At 46.4% G+C, this 26,729-nt stretch carries 20 protein-coding genes; 14 read left to right on the top strand and 6 right to left on the bottom strand.

Going from position 1 to position 26,729, the window contains the following annotated elements:
* The first annotated feature begins 597 nt into the window (after positions 1-597).
* From VNM22_00800 to VNM22_00790, 3 genes are all read left to right on the top strand, one after another.
* Positions 598-1,014, top strand: a complete 417-nt coding sequence (locus VNM22_00800; GenBank protein ID HWP45672.1) for a hypothetical protein — start codon at positions 598-600, stop codon at positions 1,012-1,014.
* Between the two features lie 141 nt (positions 1,015-1,155).
* Positions 1,156-1,356, top strand: coding sequence for a hypothetical protein (locus VNM22_00795; GenBank protein ID HWP45671.1), 201 nt, complete (start codon positions 1,156-1,158; stop codon positions 1,354-1,356).
* A gap of 56 nt (positions 1,357-1,412) precedes the next feature.
* Positions 1,413-1,898: a hypothetical protein gene (locus VNM22_00790; protein HWP45670.1), complete on the top strand. Its 486-nt coding sequence runs from the start codon at positions 1,413-1,415 to the stop codon at positions 1,896-1,898.
* A gap of 161 nt (positions 1,899-2,059) precedes the next feature.
* On the opposite strand, the gene VNM22_00785 is transcribed toward VNM22_00790, so the two are convergent.
* Both VNM22_00785 and VNM22_00780 read right to left on the bottom strand, forming a co-directional pair.
* The gene (locus VNM22_00785) at positions 2,060-4,165 is read right to left on the bottom strand and encodes a methyl-accepting chemotaxis protein (GenBank protein HWP45669.1); all 2,106 of its coding nucleotides are present in this window, start codon (positions 4,163-4,165) and stop codon (positions 2,060-2,062) included.
* Positions 4,162-5,460 (bottom strand): ABC transporter substrate-binding protein, encoded by a 1,299-nt coding sequence (locus VNM22_00780; GenBank protein ID HWP45668.1) that lies wholly within the window; start codon positions 5,458-5,460, stop codon positions 4,162-4,164. The genes VNM22_00785 and VNM22_00780 overlap by 4 nt, the downstream gene beginning before the upstream one ends.
* Positions 5,461-6,019: 559 nt before the next feature.
* Here VNM22_00780 and VNM22_00775 point away from each other — a divergent pair.
* The 5 genes from VNM22_00775 to pth all read left to right on the top strand — a co-directional run bounded on the left by VNM22_00775 (position 6,020) and on the right by pth (position 10,187).
* On the top strand, positions 6,020-6,292 hold the full coding sequence (locus tag VNM22_00775; GenBank protein HWP45667.1) for a hypothetical protein: 273 nt from the start codon (positions 6,020-6,022) through the stop codon (positions 6,290-6,292).
* A gap of 126 nt (positions 6,293-6,418) precedes the next feature.
* The gene (locus VNM22_00770) at positions 6,419-6,910 is read left to right on the top strand and encodes a hypothetical protein (protein ID HWP45666.1); all 492 of its coding nucleotides are present in this window, start codon (positions 6,419-6,421) and stop codon (positions 6,908-6,910) included.
* 857 nt (positions 6,911-7,767) lie between these two features.
* Positions 7,768-8,778, top strand: coding sequence for a ribose-phosphate pyrophosphokinase (locus tag VNM22_00765; protein HWP45665.1), 1,011 nt, complete (start codon positions 7,768-7,770; stop codon positions 8,776-8,778).
* A gap of 99 nt (positions 8,779-8,877) precedes the next feature.
* Complete coding sequence (locus VNM22_00760; protein ID HWP45664.1) at positions 8,878-9,540, top strand: 50S ribosomal protein L25; 663 nt, start codon at positions 8,878-8,880, stop codon at positions 9,538-9,540.
* Between the two features lie 68 nt (positions 9,541-9,608).
* Positions 9,609-10,187, top strand: coding sequence for an aminoacyl-tRNA hydrolase (pth, locus tag VNM22_00755; protein HWP45663.1), 579 nt, complete (start codon positions 9,609-9,611; stop codon positions 10,185-10,187).
* A 112-nt stretch (positions 10,188-10,299) separates the two neighbouring features.
* On the opposite strand, the gene VNM22_00750 is transcribed toward pth, so the two are convergent.
* Positions 10,300-11,502, bottom strand: coding sequence for a hypothetical protein (locus tag VNM22_00750; protein ID HWP45662.1), 1,203 nt, complete (start codon positions 11,500-11,502; stop codon positions 10,300-10,302).
* A 481-nt stretch (positions 11,503-11,983) separates the two neighbouring features.
* Between VNM22_00750 and VNM22_00745 the strand changes: the two genes are divergently transcribed.
* The 5 genes from VNM22_00745 to VNM22_00725 all read left to right on the top strand — a co-directional run bounded on the left by VNM22_00745 (position 11,984) and on the right by VNM22_00725 (position 15,779).
* Positions 11,984-12,187, top strand: coding sequence for a hypothetical protein (locus tag VNM22_00745; protein ID HWP45661.1), 204 nt, complete (start codon positions 11,984-11,986; stop codon positions 12,185-12,187).
* A 186-nt stretch (positions 12,188-12,373) separates the two neighbouring features.
* Entirely contained in the window at positions 12,374-12,610 is a 237-nt protein-coding gene (locus VNM22_00740) for a hypothetical protein (GenBank protein HWP45660.1), read from the top strand.
* A 5-nt stretch (positions 12,611-12,615) separates the two neighbouring features.
* Positions 12,616-13,800 (top strand): HD domain-containing protein, encoded by a 1,185-nt coding sequence (locus VNM22_00735; GenBank protein HWP45659.1) that lies wholly within the window; start codon positions 12,616-12,618, stop codon positions 13,798-13,800.
* Between the two features lie 66 nt (positions 13,801-13,866).
* The gene (locus VNM22_00730) at positions 13,867-14,565 is read left to right on the top strand and encodes an ABC transporter permease (protein ID HWP45658.1); all 699 of its coding nucleotides are present in this window, start codon (positions 13,867-13,869) and stop codon (positions 14,563-14,565) included.
* Between the two features lie 62 nt (positions 14,566-14,627).
* Positions 14,628-15,779: an ABC transporter ATP-binding protein gene (locus VNM22_00725; protein ID HWP45657.1), complete on the top strand. Its 1,152-nt coding sequence runs from the start codon at positions 14,628-14,630 to the stop codon at positions 15,777-15,779.
* Positions 15,780-16,190: 411 nt separating this feature from the next.
* Here the strand turns inward: VNM22_00725 and VNM22_00720 are convergent, their stop codons facing one another.
* The gene (locus tag VNM22_00720) at positions 16,191-21,281 is read right to left on the bottom strand and encodes a tetratricopeptide repeat protein (protein HWP45656.1); all 5,091 of its coding nucleotides are present in this window, start codon (positions 21,279-21,281) and stop codon (positions 16,191-16,193) included.
* Between the two features lie 68 nt (positions 21,282-21,349).
* Positions 21,350-22,210 carry an isocitrate lyase/phosphoenolpyruvate mutase family protein gene (locus VNM22_00715; protein HWP45655.1) on the bottom strand — a complete coding sequence of 287 codons (861 nt, stop codon included), beginning with the start codon at positions 22,208-22,210 and terminating at the stop codon, positions 21,350-21,352.
* Between the two features lie 355 nt (positions 22,211-22,565).
* On the opposite strand from VNM22_00715, the gene pilM reads away from it, so the two are divergent.
* Entirely contained in the window at positions 22,566-23,651 is a 1,086-nt protein-coding gene (gene pilM / locus VNM22_00710) for a type IV pilus assembly protein PilM (GenBank protein HWP45654.1), read from the top strand.
* Between the two features lie 365 nt (positions 23,652-24,016).
* Here pilM and VNM22_00705 read toward each other — a convergent pair whose 3' ends face one another.
* Positions 24,017-26,728: a CHRD domain-containing protein gene (locus VNM22_00705; GenBank protein ID HWP45653.1), complete on the bottom strand. Its 2,712-nt coding sequence runs from the start codon at positions 26,726-26,728 to the stop codon at positions 24,017-24,019.
* Position 26,729: the final 1 nt, after the last annotated feature.

The following is a 26,729-nucleotide window of genomic DNA, read 5'->3' as shown; positions in this document are numbered from 1 at the left end:
GCCAGGGGATGTTTGGGAATATTTTTCATCTGATCATCTACCCGACAGAACAATTCGGTGATAAACTCTATGGTAGTCATGCAGGTTACCTCCAAATGAGTGAAAAAGAGTTTTTGTTGATAATATTGGAGAGCCTGCATGACTCTTTCAATTTAAAAAACTAGCACCAATAGTTAGTATAAGAGGAGTTTAAAGGATGCCATTTTAGTTATGAGAAGGTGGCTATAAGAGTATGAGAAGGTGGCTATAAGAGGCGAAACAAATGGATTCACCCTATGCCTATAACTTCCCCGTCAAAGACTCCAAAATGTTTTTTGGGCGTCAAGAGGAGCTGGGTGATGTACTCAAGGGGATTAATCAGGGTAAAGGTTCTTCTTACCTTTGTTTTTATAAGCTGTTAGCAGATATTAAAAGTTTGGTATGAAACTTGCTGGATCTAACAGGAAGAATCAAAGCATAGAAGATCCAGAACATACTCAACTTTTTATCGAGAGGGGGTGAAAAGTTAGAGACTTCACCTGAGAATGAAATTTCAGAGAAAGTTGTGGGACCTAAAATGTTGTTTTTACACCCTTTCTACTTAGGAGGATTTAAATCATGTCAAAAACGCTTAAACTCACAATAATTATGGGGCTATATTGGCTTATCGTGGAAACAGGGGTGTTTGCTCAGCCTACCCTAAAGCCCAGGGTCACCGTTAACGGTACCGTTGAGGTTGCTTACTATTGCACTGGAACCCCAGAGTTCCCACCAAATTGGACTCAAAACCTGGTCTTTGTTGAGGCTCCTAATTCTATCTACGTGCGCTGGAGTGGTAAGAACCCGGCCGAGTGGGCTCAGTGGGAGCTTTATAAGTTTACCGTTGGCCCAGATCAGAAGCTCGCATCTGGCAACTTATCGGGGGCTATACTTTCTAATACAAGCAGTACCTTCGAGATTAAATTACAACCTCCTTTACCGCGATTCAACACTACTCCGGGTGACCAGAAATACCGCCTCCTTGTCAAATCTTAAGAAAAAGCTATCCGCTGAGTGGGTATACACTACTTCCCCTGCAACACTTGTACACCAGCCCCAACCACCCCCGCGAATCCTTACGATTGCACATATGTCCCACCCAATTCCGTAAGGCAGGTAGTATTGGAAATCCCAAAGATGACCGTTAACCAGACTTCCAGCACCAGTGGCGACGGTGACCGTGATGAGCTTTATTTCAAGGTTGCCCGGCTTGGTCCCGGTACGCAGAGCAGTGAAAAGCGGTTACCGGTAAGGATGATTACTATGAAGCCAAGAATGGAAAGACTGTCAACTCCAACGGTTGGACCAACCGGGATGAGACCCATGTCAACAACCTGATCTTCTGGTCCGGTACCCTCCATCATGGTCAGAGCGCTCTACTGTCAATTACTGCAATGGAGCAAGACAATTCCGATCTCAAGAATATCAAGGATGGGATTATAGCCGCAATGCACTCGGTTGCAGCGGTTGCCAGTGCTACAGCCACACCCTATGGTGCAATTGTAGCTGGTGTTGCCGAGGCAATTGCAACAGGTGCTCAGTTCATCCCAAGTACGGAGGGCCACGACTTCGTTGGCTTCGTGGCAGTAAAAGTGACGAATCAGTGTGGTTATATCCAAACCACATGGACCACGTTCAGTTCGGCGAACACAGCAGCCGGTAAGGTCTCAAACAAATTTGTCGACGTTGGTACCCTGGAGAGTATTGAATCGCGCCTGGCCGTCCTTGACTCATGCAATACCTTCTGGCCTAATGGCGTCGACTGGGAGCCGTATGTCCATGTTTGCGACCACGATCAGTTCTGGTGGATCACCAAGGGTACCAGCCATTCAAATTATACCTTTCTCTTGAAGGCGAAGGCGATACTACCGGGTAACTGAAGCAGGCTGGAAGAGTAAGCAACAGCAGAATATTATCCCCGGTAAGGGTCTGGCATATCCCATAACCGGCTGCTAACGAAACCCGGCATAGTCGGCAGCCGGTTATAGGCATACCCTAAGATCAGATCATAGTCTTGGTGAGGGATAACGGTAACCGGATATTAATTTCCCGTCAGTTTAAACCGATCCATCAGTTTACGGAGCGTTTCGGCTTGAGCAGATAACTCTGCAGCCGCCTGGGTAGACTGACGGGCATTGCTACTACTTTGAGAGATTAAACTTTTTACCTCTTCCATGGCTAAACTGACCTGATTTGCCCCCTTACTCTGCTCCATAGTCGCCCTTTTAACCTGTTCGGTTAACCCTCTGACTTCTCCTATCGCATGCAAAATCTGTGAAGATCCCTTCTCCTGCTCCTGGGTTGCTTCATTAATTTCGGTTATCCGCTCCGTAACCTTCTTTACGGATTCCATAATTTTCTGCGTCGATGTTTTTTGTTCCTGAATGGCCTGTACAATCTCAGTAGCAGCCGATAAGGAATTCTGCGCGCTGACGGTAATCCGATCCAAAGCCTGACCGGCCAAATTGACCCGTTTTACTCCCTCATCGACCTCCTTATTACCCTCCTGGATCACCTTAACCGCATCGGCTGATTGCCTCTGCACTGCTTCGATAATCTGGGTAATCTCCTGGGTCGAGAGAGCTACCCGGTTTGCCAAGTCTTTAATTTCGTCGGCAACCACAGCAAATCCCCTTCCATGTTCACCGGCCTGAGCGGCTAAAATTGAGGCATTTAACGCAAGCAGCGCAGTCTGGTCCGCAATATTGTCGATCACATCCAAAATAGAGCCGATCTGTTGTGATTTATTTTCCAGGCTTTGGATCGTATATGTTGCCGAAGAGACCGCTTCACGGATCTTATCCATACTCCTGACTACTTGTTGCATAGAAGTCTGTCCCTGCAGCGTAATTTCCGTTGTTTCATGATAGAATTGCCTGGAGTTTTCAGCGTTTTTAGCTATCGTCTCTATGGAAAAGACCATTTGGTTCATTGCCGCAGCGGTCATTTCAGATATTTCTGAAAGCCTCCTTGAGCTTTCTGTAACTTGCCGGATCGAGTTAAACATCTGTTCAATGGAAGAGGAAATCTCCTCGGTGGACCTAAAGAGAGTTTGGGTATTCCCCGCCACTTCTTCGACACTGGCTCCCATTTCAGACATGGCGGAGGAAGTCTCCTCGGCTGAAGATGTAACGTTCTCTACCGTCTTCAAGTCTTCATCCGATCGCGTCAGGATCTCTATACTGATTTGGGCGATTTGATTGGCCTGGCTCCGAATTTGAGAAACCAGGGCTCTCAATTGGATAATCATGTTTTTAAAAGCCATGCCCAAGACATCTTTTTCCGACCTAGGATGTACATCTGGGGTAAGATCCCCACCAGCCAGTTTATTGGCAACCTCTGCCATTTCTCTGATATATCGGGTCATTTGGGCAAAGGCATGCCCTAGAATGTCCTGCCTGGATTTGGGTTCAATGTGAAGGCTCAGATCACCCTGGGAAATACGATTTGCCATTGCCGCCATTTCTTGAAGATAATCCATTAAGGCCTTCATAGAGGTAGTCAGGATGGCAATCTCATCTCCCCGTTGGGTACTTTCGATAGGGGCCAGTTCCCTGGCGTATGCCGAAAGTTTACTCAAGGGTCGGGAAACTTTGTTTGCAAGTAAATAGGCCCCCATTGCGCTGATTAGAAAGATTATGGCAATCAAATATAATTGACTCACCATGGTGGACTTCATTTGAGCCAATATAATCCCCTTGTCCATTCCTACATGGACATAACCGGCCACACCGGCTAATATGGGAGAAGAGATATGGGTAAAATCCCCCATCCCTTTAATATGCAAATCTTTGATGGTGGTTTTGTCTTTTTCACCCTTAACAGTAAATACCTCTTCCGGGATGCTGGGGACAAAGGTATGGGTTATGATTTCTCCCTGTTCATCAACAATATAAACATAGGAAACCCCTTGAATTTCCATAAACTGATCGATAACGGCCTGAAGGGTCGATGCGTCTCGATTAAGAAGTATTTCTACACTTGAACTGGCAATGCTGTTGGCTATGGCAGTACCCTTGCTTTTATATTCTTCCATAAGGTGTTTTTGGAGATTCCAGCCTGAGAAAACAGCCGTTGTAATGGCGGTAATACCAAAGAGAAGGACTACAATGGCAAGGATCTTTTTAAATAACCTGGATGTTCTCATTTTTCCCTCCCGGGCCAATCTATAATAGGAACGAATAAGCCATTCCTGACCGTTGTATAATAGACTAAATCCAACCCCTGATGCTTGTGGGGTCCGAAGGATACCGGGGTATTGATCCCTATATCCAGATTCTCTATACTTTCAACGGTCTCTTTGATGCGCGCCCTTTCAGGTTTACTGCCCATCCTTTTAAGAATTTCAACAAGGAGTTTTGCATTGAGAAACCCTTCAAAACTGACAAAACTATACCTCAAGGGTTTGTATTCCTCCGCCATAAGGTCCTTAGGAGGCATAGGGTTATATCTATCCATTAACTCTCTGTATTCCTTAACTGCAGGTAAAGAGGTCTCTTCATAGGAGGGTACAACCTGGGAATTGATCAGGTTAACGGTGTAATCCCGTCCGGTTGCCTTACCCGTCTCAAGAAGTAAATTAAGCAGATTCTCACTTCCTACAAAGGAAACATTGGCAATGGGAACATCCCAACCGGCATCCCGGGCATCTCTAATAAATCCCGCGCAGGCAGCATAGGCTCCAACCGAAATTATCGCATCCGGATTTACCTTTCTAAGAATTTCAACCTGCTGTTTGAAATCCTCAGAGTATTTGGCCCCTCTTCGATAAGTAGCTTCGCCTGCAATCTTGAGACCGAATTTTGCTAAAGCCTTTTTCACCCCATCCCATCCACTTCGTCCATAGGCATCCACTTGATAGAATATAGCAATCCTCTTTCTGCCTGCCTTTACAAAATTATCCACCAGCCCCTCGGTCTCCTGGTGATAAGATGCTCTAAGATTAAAGACAAATTCATCATAGGGAGGCTGTCTATGGGGTTGAGCTCCTGTAAAGGGAAAGAAAAGGTAGACAAACTCATTCCGATATCTTTTGAGTAATGGCAGGACCCGGGTCACTGTGGGAGTTCCTACATAATCAAAGAGGAGGAGAACATGATCTTCCTCAACCAGCTTGATGGTGTTTTCAATAGCAGGAATGGGATTATAACCATCATTATAAGCCTTCATAAGTATCTTTCGACCATTTATCCCACCTCCTTGATTGATATGTTGGATATAGGCCATGGATCCTCTGTAGAGTTCAATGCCGAGCCCCCTTGAAGGTCCCCGAAATGCGGCCGAGGCCCCAATAACGATATCATCTGCATACACTCCTTCACAATAAATAAGGAAAAGTAGCAAATATAATAAGTATTTTATGGTGTCAGGGAGGAGTTTCATCTCAATTCCAATTTGATACAACTTGAAGAACCGATATTCTTTCGAGTTTAAAGCTATCAAAAGCCTCTAAAGCCGTAGTTAAGTACCCTATTCAATTCTTGCCTTTTGGGAGGTTATTTTGCATATCCGATGCCATTTTACCGGGGATTTTTCCATGACCGGCCCTGAAGTTTCGCTATCTAAACTCGTTTTAACACTGGAACAATTTTTTAGAACTTCCCCAATGGGGTCTGCCCTCTTTATAAGGGAATTCAAGAAGCACCGAGAGGAACTCTTCCCTATTCCTTTTTTCAAATAGGGGAAATTCGGAAAAAACAGAGGATATAGGGGCAAGTCAGGTTATTTTTTGAGGGAAGTAAGGGGCTTGACCCTCCTTATAGTCCCCGTAATCTATGTTTTTATAAACTATTCGCAGACATTAAAAGTTTGGTATGGAACCTGCTAAATCTAACAGGTAAAACTGAAGGTTAGAAAATCTAAAACCTACTCAACTTTTAATTAATCTTGATAAAGAAAAGGAGAAAATTATGAAATTCTTTAATCGGATTTATTCATTCTTTTTTGCAATGGTAAAAGGAATGGTAAAAGAGATGTTATGGGGGATGGAGGGATAGTAGTTTTGAATTCTTTCGTCTTTGCCGGAGTGTCAGGGGATTTCAACGGGGATGGTTACAATGATCTGGCCATTGGAGATACCGCCGAAGACCTCTCTCCAAGTCCTCAAGTCGGTACAGTTGTCGTGTTGCATGGCTGGCAGAGGGGACTTATGGCGGGTCTGGATGGAGGGCCCGACGACCAACTCTGGTTCCAGGGTCATAACGGCATGGAAGACCTGACTGAGTTTGGGGATGGCTTTGGATGGGCCCTCTCCTCCGGAGCCGGAACCCAGTAAGTGTTTGAAAACTCATCTCCCTATTCAAGTAAAGAAGCGCCCCTAACCTGGTTTCAGTCCCTGGAAATTCCCCTTCATTCCATTCCGGTGGGTTGAAGCTGGGAGAGGGTTAAACAAGGAGGAAATATGAAGCTGCAAATTTTTTTGATAACCCTTTTCAGTACCCTTCCCTTCTCCATGGCTTTAGCTCAAACTCCGGAGAAGACGACGAACCCTCAGCACCCCTTCGCAAAGCAACTGGAGACGATATATCTCAAATATCTGGAATCGGCGAGACGTGGAGATGTATCTGCAACGCTGCGGGTTATGACATCTGAATATGCCCAAATGGCCAAACAGATCACACCAGAACTACTGAAAGGGATGTCGGCAGATGACCTGGATCCCCAGAAATCTCAATTTATAAGAATTGATGTATCAAAGAAAAAGAATATGGCCCGGGCTATTTATCAAAAACTCGGTCCAGAGAGAAAAGATTGGACTGCCATCCTCTTCAAGAAGGAAAGTGGTGCCTGGAAGATCGCCAAAATTGTTAGACAGGTAAGAACCGGTTCCGAAACAGGAGATGGTCTCCAAGAACTGCTGAACGATACAAATTCTTTTCTACAAGATCCCTGATAGCTGTTTAACCCTGCCTTCTGTATCTCCCATTTATTCAAAGCTGAGCTGAAGTGCGATCCGTTGGGGGCAGCCAGGAATTGATAGGAAAGGTCAACTTTCAACCTCACCAAGAAAAATGGTACCTTGTAAAGTTAATTCTGTGTAACTCTCTTCCCTCCCCCTAGCCCCTCTCCCACGCTGTGGGCTTACCTTTACCCACATTTTTCGATTTGGGAGGATGGGGCTCAAAACGGTTAGTAGGTCAATCATCCCGGTTGACCCACCTTGCAAAAAGAGGAATCTTTCCCTCACGAAGGAGATTCAATGCATTTCGCTACTCAACCAGCAAGACAGTTAAACCAGTTATTAATCCCCTGAAATGAAAAAATGTGGGTAATGGTTAGGTTTCACAGGGGAGGGAACTTCACCTCAAAGTGCTTTCCCCTGTAAAGCGGGAGAAGGTCAGGAAAGGGGCCCTCTCAGGGTCTCACTCTTATCCTGGGGCGTATGGGGGCTGGGGGGGAGGGGCGGTTTAAAAGTTAAGCAAAGAGTTAAGATGCTCAAAGTCAGGTGATGAGAGGGGATCTCTGAACCTGTTTTAAAATACTTGCAGAAGGGGGAAAAAAGTTGTATTTCTTATACAGATAAACCTCTTGCCTCGAATCCGGGTAGAAAACCAGAAAAATTTCTTGAATTTTCTAGAGGAGTGTGGTATTTAACTAAACTGGACTCAGGAACCGGAAGGGATGGAAAATTTTTTACTATCTTTGTTGACTGATATCCTAAAGTTTTGAATAGATCTACAAAGGTCAGTCAATTAATCTGAGAGTAAATAGCAACTGATCGGTGGCCCGTGGTAGAAGTGTGAATGGCAAATGGCTAAATTGGTCATTTGCCATTTCTTCTTTATCCTATTTATCATAGTCCACGTATCAGGGGCTAGAAAAACAATGACCGGAGAGTTAAAACTCTTTACTGGTAACTCAAATCGTGCTTTAGCTGAAGAAATCAGTAAATATTTAGGAGTTCCTCTGGGAAAAGCAACCGTTACAAAATTTAGCGACGGGGAGACCTTTGTGCGCATTGAAGAGAATGTCCGAGGTTCAGAGGTTTTTGTCATCCAATCTATCTGTCATCCCAGCAATGATAACCTCATGGAGCTTCTCATCATGATGGATGCATTGTCCCGGGCATCTGCTCAGAGTATTACGGCAGTTCTTCCTTATTATGGCTATGGAAGGCAGGATCGTAAGTCAATGCCGAGGGTCCCTATCTCCGCCAAATTGGTTGCCAATCTGATCACAACAGCCGGAGCAGATCGAGTTGTTACCATTGACTTACATGCCGGACAGATCCAGGGGTTTTTTGATATCCCGGTCGATAACCTCTTTGCAACGTCCGTCCTTTTAGACTATATTGTAAAAAAGAATTTGCCTGACCTCATCATTGTCTCGCCAGATGCCGGTGGAACTGAAAGAGCTCGGGTTTATGCCAAGAAGTTGAATTGTTCACTTGCCATCATTGATAAAAGAAGAAGCGAACCCAATGTCGCCCACGTTATGAACGTCATTGGAGACGTAAGAGGAAAAACGGCTATCATTGTCGATGACATGATCGACACCGCAGGAACTCTAGTAAAATCAGCGAAGGCCTTGCAAGAGCAGGGCGCCGTTAAAGTCTATGCAGCCTGCACACATCCGGTTTTGTCGGGTCCTGCCATAGAAACCATCGATAATTCCAACCTGGTGGAGGTGGTCGTTACTAACACCATTCCCTTGAACGGAAAATATAGCAGTAAAATCCGGGTGCTTTCCATTGCCGGATTATTAGCCGAGGCCATCGATAGAATTTTTAAACGAACCTCGGTCAGCGAAATGTTTGAATAATCCTTTGGGTGTTGTTCTTCGTCGATTGCTCTTTGTAATAACCTTTAGAGAAACCAATCCACAAAAGACAACAGACGAAGAATACCCAACGAATATTTTATGGAAACCGTTGAACTGATAACTGAATTCAGAACTCCCGGGGGAAAGGGAGTCGCTCGAAAACTCAGGAGAGCCGGACGTATACCCGGTATTGTTTATGGAGGATCGGATGGATCTGTACCGATCAGTATCAGTCCCAGAAGTCTAGCTAAAACTTTAGAAAAGGAAAATGTTCTGATCGATTTAACCATTCAGAAGGGAGATACCGCTACAAAAAAAACGGCCATTGTAAAAGAAGTTCAAAGGGATCCGGTTACACGGGCAGTATTACATGTGGACTTTTTTGAGATTTCTATGGATAAACCCATTGAAGTAGAAGTTCCCATTGAACTGGTTGGAAAGGCGAAAGGAGTCACGGAAAGTGGCGGTGTACTGGAGATTGCCATGAGGACACTTACTATTGAATGTCTCCCTTCGGTAATCCCATCGCATATTGAGGTGGACATTTCGAACTTAAACATTGGGGATTTTATAGCCGTGCGGGATGTTAAAGTTCCTCAAACGATTAAAATCGTCAGTGATCCGGAAAAAACCATTGTAACCGTCGTACCTCCGATGGCGGAAGAGATTGCTGAAAAAGTTGAAGCGGTACCCGGTGAGCCGGAGGTTATCGGAAAAGGTAAGGCTCCTGCTGAGGAAGAAGGTGAGGAATCTAAAGCTTAACTCCATAAGCCATGAACAACGAACAAGCTCTGGATTGTTCCTTTTCATGGCTAATTCCAAATGCTTAATTGAAAGCGGTAATAGGCCTGGGAAATCCCGGTAGAACTTATGAGGCTACCCGACATAATGTAGGTTTTCAGGTTATTCGGCAACTTGCACAAGAGTCCGAGATTCCTTTATCGGAAAAGGGGTTTAAATCCCGTTTTGGCCGGGGAACTTTTAACCATATACCGGTTCTGCTGGTAGAACCACTCACCTATATGAATCTCAGTGGACAGGCCGTTAAGGAGCTGGTTGCTGCATTTAATTTAACTCCCTCTGATTTGATTGTGGTCCATGATGATATAGATCTGGAACTCGGCAGAATTCGGATCAAAAGAAGGGGCGGAGATGGAGGCCATAAGGGAATCCGGTCTATTCGAGAACATTTGGGAACCGATGAATTTTTGCGGGTTAAAGTAGGAGTCGGTCGGCCTGGGTCTTCTAGGGAAGTAGCAGATTATGTCCTAAGTCCCTTTGATCCGCAAGAACAGGAACAGCTCAAAGAAGCCTTATCTAAAGCAGTGGGAGCGGTTAAACTCCTGATACTGGGTGAAGTAGACAAAGCAATGAATATATATCATAAATCCGGGGATTCCTCACCTTGAAAGCTTCACATCTGACTGGAAAAGGTATTAAAGAATAGTTGGATTATCCCTGTGGTAACCGATTAAAAACTAAGGGCGATCTGGCTGATCACCCTTAGTTTTTTTAGTTTTCTTATTTCTTTCCGCCTTTATCAAAATCTGCCGGAAGTTTTACGACGGTAACGGGATCTTGATTCGTATTGGGCGCCAGTGCAGAGAGTTCGGGAATAACCAGGAGGTAGCCTCCATCGGCCATTTTACGAACCGCAATATCTGCCGGTCCGGCTAATTTCTTATCTGGCTGATCATAGGTCAACATCATCGGTTTTCCATCCGGCAGAAGGGTTACAATAACCGAGTTGGTATTTACGATCTCTGTATCCAGTCGGGCATTACCGGCGAAATCCAGACCATCCAGGGCTCCTAAACCGGTAACGAAGGGTGCCGGGAGCTTACCACTCTTGAAATCTTCCACAGAGAGCTTGTACATACCTCCCTGGGCTGGATCTTTCATACCGGCAGCCACACCAACGGTATTGGTATGGATGCTCCCATCTGGAGCCACTTCAACACCATCTGGTCCACCTTCGGGCATGGCGATAAAGCTAACGGAAGCTTCTTTGCCATCTGCCAGATCATCCAGGGCGCTATGGGGAATCATATAGACCCCTCCATTGGTTTTCACAGGAGGATCAAAACTGGCGCCGCCAATCCCGGTATCTGCAACATATAAGTTACCATCTTTATCAAAACCGGCTGCATTGGGAAGGGTAGCCGGAGATCCTCCATTGGCCTTGGCAAAAGCAGAATTCATTCCCATTTTAATTTCGCCCAGGACTTTTCCCTCAGTATCAAACGCAACCAGTTTGGGATCCATGCGTTTTGCGTCTTTAATTTCGGTACCGTTTGCTTCGGCTATGGGAGCGGCTCCAGCACACAAAAAGATGGTGCCTTTGGGGAATTTCTTGGTAGCCACGGGAAGGACAGCCATTCCCAAGGGGGCCGTGAGACCTGTGATCAGTTTATCCTTCACCATCTTTAAGGTTCCATCCGGTTGAACTTCCAGCTTACTGATGTAACCGGCTTTTTCAGTCCAATGAAATCCTTTTTCCTTCATCCCCAACTCAGCCGCATTAGAGATAAATACAAACTTTCCATCGGCACTAAAAATAGCCCCTTCAGGATTGTCGAAGGCTTTCAACGTTTGAATAACCTGTCCCTTAACAGGGTAAGGGGGGGGGGGAGCCGGTTTTTCCTTTTCTTCGGCCAAAGAAACAGACGTAACTAAAAGACCAACTAAAACAAGGGAGAGAATCGATTTAACGCGTACATCCATAATCATACCTCCTTTTTGGTTGATAATTAGTTAGGCATTAGGCTTTTGAATCTGTCAACCCCTGTTCGAGCAACTCGAATAGGAGTGGACAAGCCCGGCTTGCAAGAATCCACATCTTCCATAGAGGCTACGTCTGACCAGCAATTCTATATTGGGTGCTGATTTTTGTTTTGTCAATAAGAATTTGGTCACTTTTGTGAACTCTACATTTATCTTGTAATTAGACAGGGACTTCTTGCCTAAATTGATCCACCTGGACGATCATAAAGCGATTCTAATCGACTAGGGTCTGAAAATCCCACTTTATCCAGAAAAGACCATACTCTTCTCTAAATAAATCCGTTACAGAATATCTATAACCCTTTAATATTAAAGAACTTATAGCTTCATCCCTCGACTGGTATACTTATTGCCCCTATAGGAATCAGGGACTCTCAAGGATTACCTATGGATAAAGCTCTGACTTCAAGGAGGGTAAGGTATGGAGAACTTTCTGGATAAAATCAAGAGGGAAATCGAAGCCCTGGAAAGAGATCTCATGAAGTTCAAGAAGGAAGTGAAAAAGCGGGAAGCGATTACAAAAAATATACGAAAATTAAAATACCTGAAACCGAACAACGGCGGGCCCAATGATCACCGAAAACATATACTGGAAGACAGGGACAAAAACTACAGGGACCGATAATCGAAGGTGCGACCAACCCTCGAAAAGGGAAAAGCAGGTCTTCTTTTGCTTTAACAGAAATATTTTTATTGACAAGGCCCCTTTTGGGGAGATTAAAATAAAAAAAGAGGATAGATTTTCCTTACCCTATTTTTTTACTTCAAAGTCCTGTTTGCCAACTTTAATAGAAAGAAAAGGAGGTAAACAATGAAAACTGCCAAGTCTAAGAAACCAGATTCCCAGGTAGATATCTCCCCTGTAACCCCAGAGAAAAAGAATGAAAATGGACGAAAGACCATTACCTGCCGATATTGTAAAACAGATACCTTGATAAAAGCAAAGCCACGAAATTTTATAGATACCTATATCTTTCCAATTATACGAATTAGTCCCTATCGTTGTTCTAATTGTAAGAGACGGGATTATTATTTCGAGCGGGCCTGATTCCTTTGACCGATAGGATGACTCAAAACCATTTTCAAGAATTTAAAGAAAGAATTCTGTCCAAAAATCCAGAAGTTAATCTGGCTCTCCTAGAAAAAGCTTATCATTTTGCCGAGGAAAATCATAGAGGACAACACCGGGATGAAGGAATAGATTACAGGGTTCATCTCTTACGAGTAGTCTGTATTCTCTTCGATGAGTTGAAAATAACGGATTCCAACGTGCTCTGTGCGGCTCTACTCCAGGATGTTTTAGAAGATTGCCAGGTCGATTACGCAGCTTTGGAGGAAGCTTTTGGAGAACCCATTGCAGGCATGGTGAAAATATTGACCAAAGAAGCTATCAACCGGTATTCCTCCAATGAGGAGAGAGACCGGGCCTACCTGGAGAAGATCTGGCAAGCCCCTCGAGAAATCCAACTCATTAAATTGTCAGATCGACTTGACCATATTCGGTATTTGCATCTTTCGCCTTCCCAGGAACAGCAACTGAGATATTATCGTGAAACGTGCGAGAAGTACCTCCCTTTGGCTAAAGAAGTATCTCCTTACCTTTATGATCAGATGACGACCTGGGCGAATGGGTTCTGGAAACACCGGGCTAATACGGTCAGTTTCTGGGAGAATTTATATCAACAAAATGAAGCTCTTTGGGATCTTGGACAGGTCGCTCCCCCCTTGGCATCTTTTTTAGAATCTTCTGCTGCGCCTCCCCCAGGCTCTCTGGCCGTATTGGGTTGCGGACGTGGACATGATGCGATTTTTTTTGCTCAAAAAGGCTTTCAGGTCGTTGGGTTTGATTTTGCTCCGTCGGCCATTCAGGGAGCTGCACAAATAGCAAAAAAAGCCGGAGTATCCCTCAAACTGGTTCAACAGGATCTGTTTGATTTAATTCCAAAGTATGCGCACCAATTTGACTATGTCTTAGAGCACACCTGCTTTTGTGCCATTGATCCGGCCCGGCGAGGAGAATATGTTCAAATTGTAAGAAATCTTTTGCGACCTGGTGGACGATTTATTGCCCTCTTTTATGCCCATGGGCAGCCGGGAGGCCCCCCTTATACCACCGATTCCGAAGAAATCCGCGCCTTGTTTTCCCCGTTTTTTGAAATTAAAACTCTGGAAGTTCCGTCTAATTCTGTTGAAAGACGTCTGGGTAAGGAGCTTTTTAGCTTCATGGAGGTTCGTTAGGGAGTAGAGTATGGAAGGGTGGGGGTATAGAGGGGTGGGCGTGTGGAGGGATGGGGGTGTAGGCGTGTGGATTTAATTTGGGAGGGAATTCGGAAAGCCTTCGAGCTTTTAATACACCGGGACCCAGAAGTATGGGAGATTACATGGCTTTCCCTTCGGGTTTCTGGATTGGCAACAATAGGTAGTTTGATTCTGGGAGTTTCTATAGGTACTTTTCTGGCTTTAAGTCGCTTCCCCGGTCGCCGCTTATGGATTACCTTGATTAATACCGGTATGGGTCTCCCCCCCGTGGTGGTAGGATTGTTTGTTACAATTTTACTTTGGCGAAATGGACCCTTAGGATTCTTTCACCTGCTCTATACCCCTACGGCAATGGTGATAGCCCAGACTATCCTTGCAACCCCCATTATGGCCGGATTAACCATAGCGGCCATCCAGCATCTTAACCCCAAACTACGTTTACAAATCCTTGCCCTCGGGGCCTCCCGTTGCCAGATGGTCTGGCTTCTCTTAAAGGAAGCCAGGCTCCCCCTACTGGCAGCCGTTATGGCCGGTTTTGGAGGGGTTATCTCAGAGGTTGGCGCTTCGATGATGGTAGGAGGAAATATCAAGGGACAAACCCGGGTACTGACAACGGCTACGGTATTGGAGACCAGTAAAGGCGAATTCGGTATGGCTATTGCCTTGAGTATTCTGCTTTTCCTCTTAACCTTTAGTGTAAACCTGACCCTGACATTCCTCCAACAGCGAGACAGACCCAAATAAGCCCCTAAGCGTTGGAAGCCCGAAGTTCGGAGAACTTCGGGCTTCTGACTCTGGACTCCTCCGTGAAAGAAGTTATTCTAGAAGTCAGAAATCTACAAGTTCTGGGAGATCAACAAACGATTCTGGATGTTCCTAAACTTCAGGTAGAGATGGGAGAAACCCTGGCTTTTCTCGGACCTAATGGAGCCGGGAAAACGACCCTGCTTCAGGTTCTGGCCTTCCTCCAATCCCCCCATGAAGGAACCGTCTTCTTTAAAGGTTTGCCGGTTGATTATAAAAAGAATCTCCTCCCATTACGGCGATCTCTGGCGGTCGTTTTTCAAGAGCCGCTTTTATTTGATACCACCGTCTTCGAGAATGTTGCTTCCGGCTTGAAACTAAGGAGAGTCTCCCGGCATGAGATCTACGAAAAGGTTTTTATGTGGCTGGAACGTTTGGGTATTTCCCATTTGGCGAATCGCTCGGCCAGAACCCTGTCAGGAGGTGAAGCACAACGAACCAGCCTGGCACGCGCCTTCGTTCTAAATCCCCAAATCCTCTTCCTGGACGAACCCTTTGCAGCTTTAGATTCTCCTTCCCGAGAAGCTCTTATCGAAGATCTTGAACATATCCTCCGGGAAACCCATACAACCACGATCCTGGTGACCCATGATCGCTCTGAAGTCCTTAGATTGGCAGATCGGGTTGCCATTATAGACCGTGGGAAAATCCTCCAGATGGGTAGAACCGATGAGGTTTTTAATCATCCCATCAATGAAACAGTAGCCGCTTTTGTGGGTATCGAGACGGTTCTACCCGGCAAAGTCATAGGAGGAAGGGAAGGAACTTTTCTGGTGAAGATCTCAGAAGGCCACACCATTGAAACTATCGGCAACCTTCGGGTCGGGGAAGATGTTCTGGTCTGTTTGAGACCTGAGCAGGTTACCCTGGAGACCCTGGAAAGGGACCCGGGAACCTGGAGATCCGAAGATAGGGAGGAGAAAGAGTCTACCCTTCTTCGGCAAGAAAAAATCACTTCCAGCGCCAGAAACCGGATAAAAGGGCGTATCCTGAGGGTAGTACCCCAGGGCCTATATTATAAAGTAGTTTTGGATTGTGGATTTCCGTTAACCTCGTTTGTAACCAAACAGTCCGTGGAAGCGCTAAACTTAAAGGAAGGACGCTCTATCCTGGCTACCTTTAAAGCAACAGCAGTCCACATTATCCCGAAATAATACCGCTTCTACTTTGAAACATCGCCTGCCTCAACCCCCTTTCCCATACGTGCCAGGATAAGAAGGTTAGCCTCGGCGGGGCAACCTGTTTCACAGGCCGCTCCTCAATTCCCCCCGCATGGGGGGAAAGGGGAGGATATAATATAGAGGAAAGGGGGGCTTCCCTGGGGGCTTGAAGAAAATTCTGAATGACTGAAACCCCCGACTTGCGTCCGGGGCTACTCACAGTTCACCCCTGACGGGGCTTTTCAGCTTATCCTGGCGCCTAGGCCTCCCTTCTCCTGAAGTTTCAGAAGGGGTTGGGAGTAAGGGGTGGGGCGGGGAACGAGGGGATCCAGGCCATTCCCGAGTTCCCCCTTCCCGACTCGGGAAAGGGGTTAGGTTAGAAAAAACCTGCCCCTGCCATACAATTTATCCATGACTTTCCCAGAGTGCCAGGGTTTCTTCTTGCAAGGATCGAACCCTGTCTATCATGTCCCTCAGCCTTTGATTATCAGGTTCGTATTGAAGGGCATTCTGATAGATGTGCATGGCTTCTCGATCTATACGTTGATGTTTCAGACAACTTCGACTTAAGATCTGATAAACGCGTTTACTACGATGGCCCAGGCGATACAGGCGCTTACTGATGGTTACCATTGCCTGCTCCTTGCTTAGATGATCCTCCCGTATTCTATATTCTGCTTCATCGGCTTTTAAATAAGCTTCCAGCAAAAGACTAAGAAGTTCCACATTATCAGGTTGAAATTCCAGTGCCCTTTCATAGACCCAGATAGTCCTTGGACCGGTCATTCTTCTCTGAAGGTAATAGTTAGCCAAAAGTAAGGCAGGGTCTCGCAGTTCTGGATCCAGGGAAAGGGCCTTATGATGGACCCAGAAAGCCCTGGCATGAAAACGACCTGTTTTAAGATAAAGGGCACTTAACCGGGGAAAAATCCATACCTTCTTGGGATTCTTGCTCAGAAGTCGCTCATAAACCCGGATGACCCTGTCCCAGGCCCCCATCGAGGTATAGAAGCGAATCTTAAGGTTCGAAGGTCTTAAGGAAAGGAGTATTCGGGTTGCCCCTAAAGTATTCCAGCATTCCATGAGCTTATTTCGAGATCGCTCTCTCCATTGGGGAATTTTGTGAATCTTCCTGAACTCCCGGATGGCTTTACGGATCTTTCCCTGTTTCATATATAACAATCCCAATTGATAATGGGCAGCCGGAGCCTGACCATTTTCTGTTGTTAGAAGGCGATAGATAGCTTCCAGTTTATCGAGGATAACACCCAAGGTATGGGATGGTACATTCCCTTTCTTGGAAGTCGATGGGGCGTTCTTGTTGAACTTATAAGCAAGGGTCAGATACTCCTTGGCAAGAAGAGGTTTTCCCTTTGCCCAGAACAGGTCCGCTAACTTCAAGTAAAGATCTGTAAAAGAAGGATCTATGGGGATGATTTCACGGAGGAAGTCAATCCCCATAGCCAGGGTATTTGTTTTCTCACAGGCTTTTAGAAAAAGAGACAAAAATCTGAAATGGCCGGGATTTTCCGGGAGAAGGACCCAGGCTTTAAGGAGGATGGCATTTAACAGGGTCCGATTATAAGGATCTATTTTCAGCGCGTTTTCAAAAACCCAGAGGGCCCGCTCGCTGATCTTGAAGTTTCTCAGGTAACGGTAAGAGACCGGGATTATGGCTTCCGGATGGGTAAAGCCTAAAGATAAAGCACGATCATAAACCTTTGCGGCTTCCTCATCCTGTCTTCCCATTTTGATATAAAGGTCTGCCAACAGGGGATAAATCCAAAGCTTATCCGTCTGCTGGGAGTCCGTGGAAAGATCCTTTTCCAGCATCCTCTGATAAATCTCGGCCGCTTTAGCATATCGACCCAAAGTTTTATAAAAAGCCGCTTCCAGAATTTTACTCTGGGTAAGTGAATCGAAAGATTTCTTCTTTCTTAAGATAAGGACAAGGAGAAGACTTCCCAGGATTCCCAAGCCGATGACGGTATATCGGATCAGATTCTTTCGATGGATTTCTTTTTCTAAAAGGCTGCGCATCTGGTGTTCCTGTTGAGCACGTAGGAGTTGACGTTCTCGTTGCTGATCTTCTTCCCAATATCGAAGGCCTGTTGCTACCTCTTCGAGCTTTTGCGAGATCTCGAGGTCGGCAGGATTTATCTCCCAGGCTTTTAAGAAGTAAGTTCTTGCAGCATCCCAGTCCCATTCTTTTAGCTTTTCTTCCCCTAAACGCAGTAGCGGCTGAATCTGTTCTTGTTTCTGCCGGGTTATGAAGGAAACGATCTGGTTCAGCTTCCTGCGGGCATCTGAATGATGGGGATCTACTTCCAGGGCTTTCTCAAAGAGTTTCCTGGCTTCTGTCCAATCCTGCTGATCCATGGCAAGAGAGCCCTGAGCATAATAGAGGTTTACCTGGAGCTTCTGGACTTGAAGGGCAGAATCGGGAATTGGGAATTGGGAATTTTTCAACTCAGATAGGGCCTGGGTAAAGTAGGCGATGGCCTGGCTCCAGTTTTGTTGTTGAAGCCGGATCTGTCCTTCCTGATAATTTTGATTTATAATGGCCTGTTGAAGCTGGCGTCGAGCTTCTTCGGTATCCTTCTCCTGGAGGGCCAACCTAAAACTCTCCCTGGCTCGTGCCCATTGTTCCCGGCTAACCTGCTCGAGTCCTGTCTGGTACCATTGGGCATATCGGACCTCCCTCAAATGGGTACGGGCTTCTTCGGTATCTAAAAAGCCCAAGGCCAGGGTAAAGCTGGCTCCTGCCTGGGACCATAAGCCTCGTTCTGCCTGACTAAGGCCGGCTTCGTACCATTTATGATAACTGGCTTCCTGAAGTCCTTTTCTAGACTCCGGGGTATCCAGGGTACTTAAGGCAAGGTTAAAATTTTCTATGGCATCCTCCCATCGTTTTTGTTTCATCCGCTCCATCCCTAAATCATACCATCGGTGATGGATAGCTTCCTTAAGCTTTTCTTTGACTTCTTCAACCTGTTTCACTTCCAAAGCCCGCTTTAAATTCTCAATAGCACTCTCCCATCTCCTTTGGGCCATCCGCGCAAGGCCAAGCTCATACCATTTTTGAAAAATACTTTCAGGGTCTGCTTTGATTTTCTCCGCCTTATCGGACTTTTCTTTATCCACTTCCTCTACTTTAGAGGGGGATGGAGGGGAAATTGCTTTATCTTTAGGGGATGGGGTTACTTTGTCTTTGTTTTTCTCTTCCGGTTCCGTTTTCGGATTCTGTAAGCCCGGGGTGACTTCGGTTGAATCGGAGGACCGATCCCGGAGCTCTACTTTTTCACCGGAAGAACGTTGGATGGAAGTCAGGGGTTTCTGTTTTTTCGTTTCACCACGTTCGGCTTTCGGCTTACCGAATCCAGCTTCCAGTCCTTTGCTTTGTAGTGTTTCCGGCCTGTCTATTCTCCATATCAGAGCAGTTCCATCAAAACTCCCGGATATTAACAAAGAGCCATCCTGATTAAAACTCAGGCAATTAACCCAACTGGTATGACCTCTTAAGGTTTTGAAGAGCTGGCCTTCGTTCACGGTCCAGAGGAAGATGATGGAATCTGAACCGGCGCCTGCTAACCGGGATCCGTCCGGACTGAAAGCCAGACTCCAAATGGGACCTGTAGGCCCCCGGAGGGTTCTCACCTCCCGGTTATCGGAAATACTCCAGAGGGTTACCGAGTTATCCAGATTCCCTATAGCCAAAAGTTCCCCATCTGGACTCAAGGCCAGGGAACTCATCCAGTTGCCGGGTCTTGTCAGGGTATGGATAGGCTCTCCCTGTTCTATATCCCAAAATATAATGGTTCCATCGGAGCCTGCTGATATTAAAACTTTTCCATCGGGACTAAAAACAAGGGTCAAAACATCCTGGCTTTGGTTCCATAAGGTTTTTACCTTCTCTCCGGTCTGAAGATCCCACAGGAAGATCATCTGATCGTCTCCACCGGATGCCAGAAAAGCATCATCCGGGCTGAAAGCAAGCCTTAGGACAGAACCCCCATGTCCCTCCAATACCCGCTGTTTCACGCCATTTTGGGCATCCCAGAGGATAATCTGTTTATCCTCTCCGCCTGAAGCCAGCAGGGTACCTTCTCGGTTAAAGGCGACGGTTCTCACAGCACCCAGATGACCCTGTAAAGAAGAACGGGAAGGTTCAGAGTTACGTAGGCTTTCACTTTTTTCTTCCCTTTTTCCATTCTTCTCCCCCGGCTGGAGGACCGAGGTCAGGTTCCATAGCTCCAACATCCCATTATCGCCTGCCAGGGCTAAAGTCTTCTGGCTTATGGCCGAGGACCAAAGGGGAGAGGTATGATCCCATACTACCGTAGGGGTAGAGTGGGCCACATCTCCATTTTGGAGATCCCATCGGACGAGCCTATTTTCAGCGCTGCTTGAGAGCAGGAAATGACCGTCCGGGCTGAAAGTCACCCACCAGATATGATGGGCCGGACTCTGGAGGGTTTTCGATGCAGCGGCAGGTTCACGGCCCAATTGGGAAATACTCCAAAGCCGCACGGTTCCATCAAAACTTCCGGAAGCTAAAAAAGTTCCGGCGGGATTAAAAGCAACCGATTTTACAGCGTCTTGATGATCTCGAATCACCTGGATCTTTTCCCCTTTTTTAACATCCCATAAAATCACGCTGGCATCATCGCTTCCAGAGACTAATAAAGATCCCTCCGGGTTAAAAGCCAGGGACTGAATGGCTTCTTGATGGCCCGACAGAATTTTGTGGGAAAATTGCCGGTCATCGGCCACGGCAGGTTTCGAATCGGTCAGGGCTTTCAGATCCCATAAAATCACCTGATGATCTGAACCGCCGGAAGCCAGCAAAGTACGGGCCGGGTTAAAAGCCACCGACAGTACATGACCTCGATGGCCCCGGAGCGTTCTAAGGGGTGAAGCCTGTCTAACCCCGGCTTTTAAATCCCAAAGAATAACCGTCTCATCATAGCTCCCGGAAGCCAGTAAAGTTCCATCCTTACTAAAGGCAAGAGCGGTAACCCAATTCTGATGCCCATGAAGGGTTGCTAATTTCTCTCCGGTTTCAGTTTTCCAAAGAATAATGGTTTTATCATATCCTCCAGAAGCTAAAATAGATCCGTCGGGGCTGAAAGCGAGGGATCCAATAGGTCCGGTATGCCCCTGTAGGGGCATGCCTAATCGCATCTTAACTTCTGCCAAAGTAATCGGATCCCGTAATTCTATTCCTATGGATGTCGCTACGGCAACATACTTACCGTCTGGCGCATATTGGATAGTACTGATCCATCCCTTACCTAACCGTTGCAATAACTCGTTGTCTGTTCTCTGCTGGCTGTTGTCCATAGTTTGCCGTTTATAATCTGCAGAGACATTTCCCGCCGGAGCCTGGGTGTTAAAATAGGAGAAGATCTTAAACCCTTCCCTACCCGGAATTCCCATTAAAAGGAGAATCCAAACACCCATCACGATCTTTACCAATTTGAAAGAAACCTGCATCTGGTTTTTGTTCTCAATTATCCTTGTCCTCTGTTCTTCCTGTGGGAGGTATAACAATGGACAATAGATTAAAGAGAATATCGAGCTTCCCAGGCTCGAACTTCTGGGAATCCTATGAGTTCATCTAATTCCTTAAAGCGAATCATTTCTTCAACCAGCTCTTTCGTGGTTCCTTTTTCTTTTAGAACGGCGAGAGCTCTTTTCATGGCTGTGATGGAGGCCAGGAGGAGTGTAACGGGATAGGCAACCAACTTAAATCCGAAGGATTGTAATTCCTGGTTGGAGACCAAAGGGGTTTTTCCTCCTTCAACCATATTGGCCATGGTGGGAACTTTAAAAGATCCTCCGGCCCGTTTCAATTCCTCTAACGTGGTAGGAGATTCGACAAAAATAATATCGGCTCCCGCCTTCTCATAGAGTTGTCCACGGTAAATAGCATCCTCAATTCCTGTTACGGTAACGGCATCTGTTCGGGCAATAATCAGAAAGTCGTCGCTTTGCCTTGAGTTTACAGCTGCTTCTACCTTTAAGGCCATTTCCTTTGCATCGATGAGGCGTTTGCCAGAGGTATGTCCGCATTTTTTAGGTATTTCTTGATCTTCGATTTGAATGGCTTGCGCCCCCGCCCATTCATATTCCTGAACCGTCCGGCGTACATTGATGGCATTCCCAAATCCGGTATCTCCATCGGCCACCACGGGAATATTTACCGACCGGGCCAAATTGTGGACCCGTTCCACCATTTCTGCAAAAGAGATCAAGCCTGCATCGGGAAGGCCCAGGTGCGATGCCGTATGGCCATACCCTGAGAGGTAAACGGCTTCAAAACCTGCCTGTTCGATGACCTTGCCGGAAACCATATCAAAGGAAGCCGGAACCACTAAAATTTGCTCCCGGCTTAAAAGTTCTCTTAAAGTGGCTTTTCTCATAGCCTTTCCCCTTTTCTTTTTCCTAAAACCCAACAGGGACTCCTTCTATAAGACTTTCTCAAGTTGAGAAGGATACTTTAAACAGGTCCTTGCCACCGGCAATAGGAATGAAACCATCTCCCTCCCTGTGGGCTTCGGTTCCCATTGCGGGGAGCGAGGACAGATTCTTTATCACTTAAAAAAGTATAAAAATCAGATTCAGCAAGGAAGTATATTTATTTTTATCGATTTGTAAAGCATCTTTTATAAGAAATTTATGAAGTTTGAGAATTTTTATTGCTTTTTTTCCTGGAATCTACTTTAATAAAAGAATAACCGTTTATCCTTTAACCACTCATCCGGAAAGGATATGCCTATGGCACTAGATTTATCTACAGTCCTTGGTTTAGATATCGGTTCTCGTTATACCAAGCTGGTGGAACTCCGAAAATCCGGTAAGAAAATCGAGCTCGGTCGCAAACTCAAGGTTGAGACTCCCCAACAATTTGAAGAGATCCCGGCTTTTATTCAAGGGATTCTTCGGGGTCACCTTACCGGACTACCCCAACCCGAGAACCCCTTCTCGGCATCTACCGTAGTATTAGGTATGCCGAAAAGTCAAATTACCTTAAAATATATTCAACTGGCTACCTCAGATCCTGAGCAAATTCACAAAGCTTTAGAATCTGAGGTGCGAAAACTCCTTCCCTTTCCTCCTAAAGACATTACCTTCTCTTACCATCTTCAAAAGAAGCTTCTAAATAAAAAAGCACAAATACTTCTGGTTGCCTTAAGAAAGGATCTTTTGGAGCAATATACTTCTATCCTGAAGGCAGGAGACTTTAGTACCAGGATATTAGAAATCATTCCCATTGCCCAGATAAATTGTTACCTGTATAACTACAATCCGAGTTCCAGGGAGACTATCGCCCTTATGGATATAGGTGCGACGACTACCACCATAACTCTTTTGAAGGAAGAACTCCTTCGCTTTAGCCGGGATATCCCCATCGGGGGAGATACGGTCGTGACTGCCATTAAAGACAAGCTGGATCTTGACTGGGAAAGAGCCGCAGCCATGGAAATAAACCCAGGAATTGCCCTCACTCCAGGGGAAACTGATGAGACGGCCAGGGAGATCTATTACGCATTAGAACCTATTCTAGATCAATTGATTATCGAAACCGAGCGATCTTTCAAGATTTCTTACTATGTCGATCATCCCGACCTGGTCACTCCTCAAGCTCTTGTGTTGATGGGGGGTGGGAGTCGGTTAAAGAATCTGGATAAGTATCTTGAAAGACGTCTAAACGTACCTGTAATCAAAGTGAATCCATTTAACAAAATCGAAACCCGGGGAGAAGTAGAGGAAGATAACTCGCTATGGAGTATTGCGGTCGGATTAGGATTAAGGGGATTGATGGAGTTTCCAATCAGCTTTAATCTTTTCCCGGAGACTTAATCCTTTACAAGGTAAGGACCAAGAGGCAGGGACTCATCCCTTTATGTGTTATCCTGTTCCGGATCCACTGCCTCTGGCCTGCTGCTTTTTACCTATGGCTTCCGGCTTCTGATATACGGCCCGAATCAACCTTGGAACTTCAGGCCATCCTCGAGGAATTCCGCATCAGAGCCCGTTCTGAGATCTAGGATACCCCTCCTTTTATCTGTTCCTCCCTATGACTGAAACCCCCAACTTGCGTCGGGGGCTACCCACGGTTCGCCCCTAACGAGGCTTTTTATCCTTATCCTGGCGCTTATGCTCCCACCCCTTCCCTCCCCGCTCACAGGGAGGGAAGGGGTGGGAGGGGGTGAGGAAGCATGATTTTATGGCTGTAGTTGAACCTGGCCTCGGATTTCACCGTTCGGGTTCACGGTGGTATGAATATTAACATAAGCGGTTCCGTTACGCATTTCCGTTATCAATTGATCGAAGGTGATTCCCTGAACGTCTGCCGAGGTGAAGGTTCCCTGAACCAGGACTCCCGTGAGAGGAGCTGTCAGGCCCGTGACCGGTGCCGGTAATAAGGTCACCCGAATAGGCCCGTTAACTCCGGTTGCACCGGAGTGGATATGCGCGGCAGTTATATCATTGCCGGGACCGCCCAGGTTGGTTACATCAATTCGATAGCTAACCGTGGTCCCCTGCAAAGTAAAGGTAGCGGCTGCCGTGGCATTGGTGGTCACGGGAGGTACCTCGTTTCCACCGCTCAGGGTTGCCCTGAAGTTTGTTACCGGAGCAGGGGTAGGAGCCGGAGGTACAGGACTCTGTTGCTGGAAAGGCGCAGTCTTTTCGTCAATGGTCCTAAGGAAGGCAATAAGTGGAATTCGATCCCTGGGATCCGGTACCACGTGCACATCTCCTGGATGTCGGGGAGTTCCAACGATAACCTGTTCCAAGGTACGGGCTGATCCGTTATGGAAATAAGGCGCCGTAGCAAAAACCCCCAATAGTGAAGGCGGATTAAAACCATCCAGTCCCCGTGCCTGTTGATTGAAGCCGACGGTATTGGCTCGGATCTCATTCCCTCTACCATCCCCAAAGAGGTCAATATCAAACGTTCCTACTCTGCTCAGGAACCGGATAAGTTGGGTATCGAGGATAGGTTCTCCGGACGGAGGGGGTGTAAAATCACGGATACTACTGGTCCAGTCACCGCCACTGTGACAGACTACACAGCCTGCATCTTGAAAAACCTGTCGGCCTTTGGTCACAGCCTTTTGGGCGCTCTTGGGTACCGGCGGAGCTATGCGAGATCGGACTCCCAGTTGTATGAAGGTAGCAATGGCATCCAGATCCAAGCTTCTTCCAGAATTAGCTGTAGGTGTTAAGTTAAGTACCGGTTGCCCATCCGTGATCAGGCCCTGTCCTCCCGATACGCCTCGAATATTCAACTCAAAATCCTGCACCTCATCTCGGGTGGCCGAGAAGTTCAGTACACGCTGTTTGGTGTAATCATGGGGATCAAAGGTAGCATCCATGGAAATGGCCTGGCGAGGTCCATCTGCAAACATCCAGGTTACATTGTCGGTACGGCCATCTTCATGGCATGAAAAACAAGATCCCCATCCTTCACTGGACATTCGGCCGGCCGGTGGATCCGATTGGGGAGCGGTTCCTGCCGGTCCAACAGAGGTATTAAATAACTCCTTTCCGCGATGAACAAACTCTTCGAATGAGCCCGGGGTTGGGAGGAGATCGGGCTGATCAATGGTCGTAATCACACCAGGTGTTGCACCGGAAATATCAACCACCGTCAGGTTCCTGGAGATATAGTTCATGACATAGGCCTTTGTATCATCGGGATGGATAACAATTCCCCGGGGATCCTTTCCCACATTAACCCTGACCGGGTTTGGGGCATTAATCGTGGGAGTTCCGCTTGGGTCCAGATTAACCCGTATAATCTGATTAATAGCCTTCGCCGTAACATAACCTTCGCTTGGGTTTGAGCGTTTAAAGGCGATGGCAAAGGGATTTGTAGGAAACAATCGGGTGGTTTCACTCTCATTCTGGATCCCACTGTTCATGTTAATCGTCTGACTCGAATCCTGGTCTAAAACCGTATCGAATACCGAAAGAAAACTCTGAACGTTGACATTAAACCGCACCGGACCATCGGGAGAAGCTCCGGTATTGGGCAGATAAGCCCTGTTGAAGAAAGGATTGATGGTAATGCTTTGCATCAAATTGGGAAATGCCCCCGTAGGTAACCCTCCTCCAGCCGGAGGTATACAACCCGTCACACTACAAGGAATTCGATTGATGGTCGATCCATCTGCCCTAAACCCGGTATCCAGTAAAGGAGCCAGGGCAATGGTTTTTTCAACCCTCTGAAAAAGGGTCGAAATGAGGGTAACCCGCCCTTCTTTACTGTCATCCCGTCCTTCATCATAGGGGGTTCTACCGGGTCGGAGTTGAGCAAAGAAATGCGTGACATAGACTTTGAAACTATCGGCGGTAATGGCAATTCCCCTTGGGTCGTTCTCTACAGGAATTGTGGTAACTACAGGATTACTGGCAGCGTTACAGACAGGACTAAAATCTGCACTGGTATCAATAACGGTCACATCATTGGATGAAGCATTGGCCACATAAAGAAAAGCTCCATTGGGGGTAACGGCCACTCCATAAGGTTCGGTACCTACTTTCACCGTCTTGCAAAACTGGACAGCCCCTGTGTTTTGATTTATCCGAAAAACCGAGACGGTTCCATCGACCATATTGGTAATATAAGCTCTGATACCGCCAGGATGAATGGCAACGCTTTGGGGCTCTGTGCCAACCGGGATTGGATTCCCAACCCTTGTGTTAGTGAGGGTATTGAAAATGGAAAAACTGTTGTTATCCGGATTTACCATAAATACAAAATTACCGTTCGGGGTAATATCTATGGGGCCGGAGTGGGTTGGAAAGGGTTGAGCCCATGCCGGGGGATGATAACCAAAGAAAATAAGTAAGCTCAAGTTAAACGGAAGTATGAAAATTACTGCATTTAACCATTTCCTCTTTTGGGTTAAATTTAAAAAAGTCTTCATG

The sequence above is a fragment of the Candidatus Limnocylindrales bacterium genome, assembly GCA_035559535.1.
In the GTDB taxonomy this organism is placed as follows: Bacteria; Moduliflexota; Moduliflexia; order Moduliflexales; family JAUQPW01; genus JAUQPW01.
The sequence above is the reverse complement of the archived record's forward strand: the minus strand, read 5'-3'. Positions and strand labels throughout refer to the sequence as shown.